Source organism: Pseudarthrobacter sp. MDT1-56, from assembly GCF_059383555.1.
On the sequence record NZ_JBWZCK010000004.1, the window covers coordinates 329,219 to 336,106 of the forward strand.

Sequence of the window (6,888 nt, forward strand, 5' to 3'; positions counted from 1 at the left end):
CACGGCGTCGCCTAATGTTGGCGGTATGGAATCGCCGATCGACAGCTACCTGCGCCAGATCCACGCCGAGATCGCCGAGCTCAAGGACGGCAAGCCTTACAGCACCATCCCGGCCATGGCCAACGTGGACCCGGACAACTTCGGCATCGCCCTGGCCACGGTGGACGGCACGGTGTACGAAATCGGTGACACCCGCGAGGAATTCACCATCCAGTCCATCTCCAAGCCCTTCACCTACGGGCTGGCCCTGGAGGACCTCGGCGCCGAGGCCGTGGACGCCAAAGTGGACGTGGAACCGTCGGGGGACTCCTTCAACGAGATTTCCCTGGCCGAAGGCACGGGCCGGCCGGCGAACGCGATGATCAACGCCGGTGCCCTCACCGCCACCTCGCTGATTAGGGGATCCGGCGGGCAGTCCGGTTTCAAGCGGATCCTCAGCACGTACTCCGCTTTCGCCGGCCGGCAGCTCTCGGTCAGCGAGAAGGTCTTCGAGTCCGAACTTAAGCACGGCCACCGCAACACGGCGCTCGCGTACCTGCTGCGTTCCTTCAACATCATTGAGGATGATCCGACGCCGGTCCTGGAGGACTATTTCCGCCAGTGTTCCGTCCTGGTGAACTGCTTCGACCTCTCGATCATGGCGGCCACCCTTGCCAACGGCGGCCGGAATCCGCTCAGCGGCAAACAGGTGCTGGAAATCGGGCCGGTGGAACGCGTGCTGTCGGTCATGATGACCTCCGGCATGTACGACGACGCCGGTGCCTGGATCAGCAGCGTGGGGATGCCGGGAAAGAGCGGGGTGGCCGGCGGCATCATCGCCGTGCTGCCCGGTCAAGTGGGCCTGGCCGTCTATTCGCCGCCGCTGGACGAGCACGGCAGCAGCGTCCGCGGCCTGGCGACCGCACAGCGACTCTCCCTGGACATGGAACTCCACTTCGTCCGTGCGGCCCGGACGGGCCGGTCCGCCATCCTCGCCGCCTACGACGTGACCGAAACGCCCTCGGGCATCCGCCGGAACGACGAGGCCGCCGACGTCCTGCGTGCCCATGGCCACCGGGCCCGGGTGATCGAAGTCAACGGCGACCTGCTCTTCGCCGGAACCGAGTCCATGGTGCGCGAGCTCAGCAGCCTGGCGGACGACGTCGAGCTGGTGGTCCTGGACGTGCGCCGCACCGACCAGGTCAGCGAGGTTGCCGTGCGCATGCTGGCCAAGGCCAGGCAGGGGATGGCCGACGCCGGCCGGGAACTGGTGCTGATTGAGGCGGACGGATCCGTCACGGAAGCCCTGGGACTCTCAGCGCAGCGCCAGGTGCCGTCCTTCGGGACGCGGAGCGCCGCCGTCGAATACTGCGAAAACCGCCTGCTAGAGCGCCACGGGAAGCATCTGTTGCTCCCGGACCACGTTCCCGTCACCGCGTCGCCCGCGTTGGCGCCGCTGGACGAGGCAGACGCCGCGGCGCTGGAAGCCCTCATGAGCCCTAAGTCATACGACGACGGCGACGTCATCCGGCGTGTCGGGCTGCGGTTCGGCGGGGTCTATTTCATCACCTCCGGACGAGTCAGCAGCACCTCCCCGGGGCCCACCGCGGACCGGGTGAAACTGAATACGCTCAGCGCCGGCATGACCTTTGGCGAACTGGCGCTGGGCAGCGGGAACCGGCAGGAGACCACCGTCCGGGCGGTAGGCCCGGTGGAGGTCATGGTCCTCAGCGCGGAGGCAATCTCCGAACTGGAAGCGGCCGACCCGCGGCTGGCCATCGCCCTCTGGAAGGCGCTGACCCGGGACGCCTACACCAGGGTGGAGCAGTACCTGCGCGAAACGGCGGTCCGGATCCGCGAATAGCGGTTGTGCTGCCCGCTTTTGTTTGCTCGGGGCAACTGCTGGCAGACTGGATCCATGGATTTCACGTCCCGCTATGTAGCCCTTGGAGACTCCTTCACGGAAGGCGTCGGCGACGACGACCCCGCCCGTCCCAACGGCGTCCGGGGGTGGGCTGACAGGGTGGCCGAGCAGCTCGGCGCCGCCGATCCCGGCTTCGGGTATGCGAACCTTGCCATCCGCGGCCGGAAGCTCCGCCAGATCATGACCGAACAGGTCGATGCCGCCGTCGCGCTCAAACCGACCCTCGTGAGCATCTACGCCGGGGCCAACGACATCCTCCGGCCCAAGGTGGACATCGACGATCTGCTGGTGGATTACGACGCCGGCATCCGCAGACTCAAGGCCACCGGCGCAACCGTGGTGATGTTCACCGGGTTCGACTCCCGCGGCTCGAAGATCTTCAGCACGACGCGCGGCCGCACCGCAATTTATAACGAGCTGGTCCGCGGAATCGCCGGGGACCACGGCGCCCTCCTAGTGGACTACTGGCGCTTTAGCGAGTACTACGACTGGGGAATGTGGGCGCCCGACCGGATGCACATGTCGGCCGCGGGCCACGCGAACATGGCCAAGCGCGTCCTCACCGTCCTGGAGCATGACCACGCGATCGATGTTCCGCCCATGACCCCGGTCCCGGAGCTCAGCCGGACCGAGGCTATCCGCGCCAACGCCCGCTGGGTCCGCGAATTCGCCGGACCGTGGGTGGTCCGCCGCGTCACGGGGAAGTCCTCAGGCGACGGACTGACACCGCGCTACCCGCAGATCACGCACCTCTAGCGCGGAAGCCCGGCGTCGCGAGGAGTTCCCCGCCGCCCAGGACGGCAAGCACCTCGACGTCCCAGCTGTCGGTGGCCCAATTCAGCATCCGCCTCCCGCCGGCGACTACAGCCGTGGCCAGCACGTCAGCGGTGAGAATGTCCGCGGCGGCCACCGACACCTGGCGGAATTCGAGTGGTCCGACTTCGGTCCGGCTGGCTCCGGCCCGCCAGATATGGTCTCCGCGCTCGGCGGTCCCGGACGTTGCCAGCGCGGTGAAGCGGCCGGTGCCGCCCAGGGAATAGCACGAGAGCAGCGACCGGCGGTCCTGCGGATCCACGATGCCGGCCAGCCACGGGGACCCGGTCCCCGGCACGGGCGAGCCGCTCACCAGCACGTCGCCGCCGGCGTTGAGACACCAGTCCGCGATGCCGGCGGACTCCAAAGCGGAAGCTGCCTGGTCGATGGCGTAGCCCTTGATGATTCCGGAGAGGTCCAGCACGCCGTCCGGCCGCTCGGGCGTGAAGAATCCGTCGGTCAGCAGCCGCCAACCCGTGGCGTCCGCAAAGCGGGCGCGGAAGGCCGCCGAGGCGTCCCGGAGCGTGCCCTCGCCGCGGGCAAGTCGGCTCGCTTCAGACTCCGGCCGGTAGAGACTGAAGGTCGCGTCCAGGCCGGCAAACACGCGTTCGACGGCGGCGGTGGCACCTTCCAGCGCTTCGCCGTCCCGGGCGGCGCCGGCGGGCAGGGCGAGGCTGATGACGGTTCCCATGCACTGGAAGGTCCTGCTTTTCAGGGCAGGGCCGCTCTGCGCCGGACTCTCGGCGGGCGAAGGCTTAGAGGTTCGCTGCATCGAGGGCTGCCTGAAGCGAACTCAAATACGCGTCACTGGTAACGGTGGCGCCGCTGATGGTCTGCACCTGGGCGGACTGGGCCTTGATGACCGCGGCCCGCAGCAACGGCGCGGCCCGGTTGCTGATTTGCGCCGACTTGCGGTCGTCGTCGGTCAACTGGAGGGCAGTGACATCCGTGATCGCACCGGCTTTCACGGTGATTTGCACCTGGACGGCGCCAAAATGGGTCTGCACCACACTGCCGGCGTAGGTCCCGGCGGCCTGCGCCGCGGCTCCTGCGGTTCCTCCGCCCGCTCCCGGCCCGGCCGATGCGCCGGCCGATGTGCCGGACGATGCGCCGGACGGGGTGGCGGCCGATGTGGCCGCCGCCGTGCTCCCGGTCTCGGCGACGTGGGCACCGGATTGCCAGCCAGCCAGAAGAATCCCGGCGGAGGCGAGTGCTGCTGAAACCGCTGCTCGTGTTCTCACCAGTCGAACCTTTCGTTGTGGAGTTGTTCTTCGCGGACACCGGCCGCGCGGGCTTCGCTGATCACACTGCGCGCCCAGGCGGATGGGCCGCAGATGTACACGTCGGCGTCGGCGATGTCCGGAGCGTAGCTGGCCAGCCGGTGTCCTGAACGGATGGCCGACGCGGGCAGCCAGCCTTGTCCGCCGGTGGTCCGTGCGCCGGTGACGTGGAATAAGGTGGCGCCGCGGCGGCGGCAAAGGTCCAGGATTTCATCGCCCAGGTACAGCTCCGCCTCGCTGTGGCCGCGGAGGATCACCGTGGCGTTGCCCGGATCAAAGGGAGTGCTCTCCAGCAAGGCGCGGATCGGGGTGATCCCGATGCCCGCTCCGATCATGACGACGCGGTTCCGGCTGCGGGCCGCGGTGCAGAAGAGCCCGTAGGGTCCCTCGATGGCCACCCTGGTCCCGGGTTTCAGCCGGGCCAACTGCGCGGAGCCCCGGCCGAGGTTGCGCACGGTAATCCGCAGTGTTCCGCGGCCCAAGGAGTCGAACAGCACGGGCTCCGCGGAGAGGCTGAAGGGGTGCGGATGCCACCAGGCGCCCGGCGAGAGGAACCTCCAGATGAAGAACCTGCCGCCCTTGCCGGCCAGTTCGTCGAGGTGGCGGCCAGCCAGTTCAATACTGACGACGCCGGGACCCTCCGTGACGATACGGCTCACGGTCAGCCGATGCCGGACGGTGGCCACGAGTGGCTCCAGGAAACGGTAGTGAGCCAGTGCGGCGCCGGTTCCGATGCAGGCGGCCAGCCAGTACCAGCGCTGCCAGGTGCCCTCGGCGAACAGCCCGCCGGCGCTGAACTGATGCGGGATCGCGGTCAGCACCGCGGCATAAGTGAGCAGGTGAACGGCGTACCAGAGCTCGTAGGGGAACCGTCGCCGCACCGCCACGAGCGAGGTGGCCACCACAGCGATGAACAACGCCATCGACACGATGGCGAGCCACATGTCGGGGACCAGGACCCAGAGGGCCACGAGCTCACTGAACGGATCGAGCCCCTCGGCCATCCCGTAGCCGATCGCGATCAGGATTCCGTGTGCGAGCAGCAGATACAGTGACGGCTTGCCGAGGTGGCGGTGAAATTCCAACGCCCGGTCATGCCCGACGGCGGAGTCGATCACCGGCAGACGCGCCGCCAGCAGCAACATCAGCAGTACAAGGTCCATACCGGCGAGGCCGGCGACGATTCCCAAGGCCGTGAAGGAGCCGGCCAGCGTCGAGAATCCGGCGGCGCCGCCGTCGGCGAGCCACAGTGCGACGGCGAAGGCCACCGAAGACCATGCGAGCACGGTCAGCAGGTCCGCCCGGAACAAGCGGCTCCGGGACTGGCCGCGGAACCGCTCCGCGGGAGTGCGGAGTGCCCTGGCCGGCACGGCCATCGGGAGTGAGGAGTTCATGGCTCCACGGTCCGCCCGCTGCCTATCAATTGGCTGTGAAACCGCTAGGGTGCCGATGTGACTTCGGACCCGACCGGGCTTCACCCCTTATACACCGCCGAATACCGGATTGGTCTTTAATTCGTCAAGCTCGTAGACTTGGTAGGCGCTAGGTGGCGCGGAGCGTGCGCAATTGCTCCGGTTGGCGGGATCTGTCTGCAATATTGGCAGTCCTGATGGCCGGTAGTTAGGGGCTCAAGTTGCGTGCACTCCTGTATTCGCCCAGCATCCCGGTACTTCGCGGTGGCTATCCGAAAGGATTCCGCCGCCCGGTAACCGTGGCCCACAATCTTCGCCGCAGTGCGGAACGCAGTCGGTTTACGCCACTGCATCAAGCCTGCGGAACTACCGAAACCCTGTGGGCGCTGGATGCGGACGCCGCCTGTCGCACGGTTACGCGGGAACTCCGCCGATCGTTTCATTTATTTTGAGGAGAGTCGTCATGGCAGCACACTGCCAGGTGACCGGAGCCGAGCCGGGCTTTGGACACAGCATTTCGCACTCGCACCGTCGCAACAAGCGCCGGTTCGACCCGAACATCCAGAAGAAGCGCTACTGGGTTCCGTCCCTGCGCCGTAATGTCACTCTGCAGCTCTCTGCAAAGGGCATCAAGACCATCGACGTGCGTGGCATCGACGTAGTCGTAGCCGCCATCCTGGCACGAGGAGTGAAGCTCTAATGGCCAAGGACAAGGACGTACGTCCGATCATCAAGCTCAAGTCGACCGCGGGCACGGGTTACACCTACGTGACGCGCAAGAACCGTCGTAACGACCCGGACCGTATGGTTCTGAAGAAGTACGACCCCCGCATCCGTAAGCACGTCGAATTCCGAGAGGAGCGCTAAACACATGGCCAAGAAGTCAATGATCGCTAAGAACGAACAGCGTAAAGTCATCGTCGAGCGTTATGCTGCAAAGCGCCTCGAACTGAAGAAGGCTCTGGTTGACCCCGCGTCGACCGACGAAGCACGCGAAGCTGCACGCCTCGGCCTGCAGAAGCTGCCCCGCAACGCCTCACCGGTACGTCTGCGTAACCGCGACATCATCGATGGCCGCCCGCGCGGTACCTTCCAGAAGTTCGGCATCTCCCGTGTTCGCTTCCGCGACATGGCTCACCGCGGTGAGCTCCCGGGCATCACGAAGTCTTCCTGGTAATTCAGCACCCCTGAAGCCAGTGGCTTGAAGAAGGGCCGGCACCTGTTGGTGCCGGCCCTTCTTGCGTTAAGCGCACGACGGCGGGCTGAAGCTCCTGCCGGTGGTGAAACCCGGTCCGCGCTGCCAGGTGAGGCGGGGATGTGACCCAGTACATAGGACCGCTTCTCCGGCCTTTTGGTGGGGGCGTGGCCTTGGGCGGCCTGGTTTCCGCGTCGTTGCGGGGTTTTTGGGGTGTGGGGGGTGTTGTGGGGGTGGATTTGTGTGTGGTGGGGTGGGCGTGTAAAGTAATTCGAGTCGCCGCCG

8 protein-coding genes are annotated in these 6,888 nt (G+C 66.7%); 5 read left to right on the plus strand and 3 right to left on the minus strand.

The window, feature by feature from the left end:
• The first annotated feature begins 25 nt into the window (after positions 1 to 25).
• Positions 26 to 1,843 carry a glutaminase A gene (gene glsA, locus AC50YC_RS08270; protein ID WP_494953057.1) on the plus strand — a complete coding sequence of 606 codons (1,818 nt, stop codon included), beginning with the start codon at positions 26 to 28 and terminating at the stop codon, positions 1,841 to 1,843.
• Positions 1,844 to 1,897: 54 nt separating this feature from the next.
• Positions 1,898 to 2,659: an SGNH/GDSL hydrolase family protein gene (locus AC50YC_RS08275; protein ID WP_494953058.1), complete on the plus strand. Its 762-nt coding sequence runs from the start codon at positions 1,898 to 1,900 to the stop codon at positions 2,657 to 2,659.
• Here AC50YC_RS08275 and AC50YC_RS08280 read toward each other — a convergent pair.
• The 3 genes from AC50YC_RS08280 to AC50YC_RS08290 form a co-directional block, all read right to left on the minus strand.
• Positions 2,646 to 3,407: an FAD:protein FMN transferase gene (locus AC50YC_RS08280; protein ID WP_494953059.1), complete on the minus strand. Its 762-nt coding sequence runs from the start codon at positions 3,405 to 3,407 to the stop codon at positions 2,646 to 2,648. The genes AC50YC_RS08275 and AC50YC_RS08280 overlap by 14 nt on opposite strands.
• A gap of 64 nt (positions 3,408 to 3,471) precedes the next feature.
• A complete protein-coding gene (locus AC50YC_RS08285) occupies positions 3,472 to 3,957 on the minus strand; it encodes an FMN-binding protein (RefSeq protein WP_494953060.1) in 486 nt (161 codons plus the stop codon).
• Complete coding sequence (locus AC50YC_RS08290; RefSeq protein ID WP_494953061.1) at positions 3,954 to 5,390, minus strand: ferredoxin reductase family protein; 1,437 nt, start codon at positions 5,388 to 5,390, stop codon at positions 3,954 to 3,956. The genes AC50YC_RS08285 and AC50YC_RS08290 overlap by 4 nt, the downstream gene beginning before the upstream one ends.
• Before the next feature lie 481 nt (positions 5,391 to 5,871).
• Between AC50YC_RS08290 and rpmB the strand changes: the two genes are divergently transcribed.
• The 3 genes from rpmB to rpsN are packed head-to-tail and all read left to right on the plus strand — an operon-like array spanning position 5,872 to position 6,585.
• Positions 5,872 to 6,108, plus strand: coding sequence for a 50S ribosomal protein L28 (gene rpmB, locus AC50YC_RS08295; RefSeq protein WP_056342125.1), 237 nt, complete (start codon positions 5,872 to 5,874; stop codon positions 6,106 to 6,108).
• Positions 6,108 to 6,275, plus strand: coding sequence for a 50S ribosomal protein L33 (gene rpmG / locus AC50YC_RS08300; RefSeq protein ID WP_011693743.1), 168 nt, complete (start codon positions 6,108 to 6,110; stop codon positions 6,273 to 6,275). The genes rpmB and rpmG overlap by 1 nt, the downstream gene beginning before the upstream one ends.
• A 4-nt stretch (positions 6,276 to 6,279) precedes the next feature.
• Positions 6,280 to 6,585 (plus strand): 30S ribosomal protein S14, encoded by a 306-nt coding sequence (gene rpsN / locus AC50YC_RS08305; RefSeq protein ID WP_011693742.1) that lies wholly within the window; start codon positions 6,280 to 6,282, stop codon positions 6,583 to 6,585.
• Positions 6,586 to 6,888: the final 303 nt, after the last annotated feature.

Coding starts and splice junctions, on each gene's coding strand:
- glsA (WP_494953057.1), top strand. CDS start 26: ATGGAATCGCCGATCGACAGCTACCTGCGCCAGATCCACGCCGAGATC.
- rpsN (WP_011693742.1), top strand. CDS start 6,280: ATGGCCAAGAAGTCAATGATCGCTAAGAACGAACAGCGTAAAGTCATC.
- AC50YC_RS08275 (WP_494953058.1), top strand. CDS start 1,898: ATGGATTTCACGTCCCGCTATGTAGCCCTTGGAGACTCCTTCACGGAA.
- AC50YC_RS08290 (WP_494953061.1), bottom strand. CDS start 5,390: ATGAACTCCTCACTCCCGATGGCCGTGCCGGCCAGGGCACTCCGCACT.
- rpmG (WP_011693743.1), top strand. CDS start 6,108: ATGGCCAAGGACAAGGACGTACGTCCGATCATCAAGCTCAAGTCGACC.
- rpmB (WP_056342125.1), top strand. CDS start 5,872: ATGGCAGCACACTGCCAGGTGACCGGAGCCGAGCCGGGCTTTGGACAC.
- AC50YC_RS08280 (WP_494953059.1), bottom strand. CDS start 3,407: ATGGGAACCGTCATCAGCCTCGCCCTGCCCGCCGGCGCCGCCCGGGAC.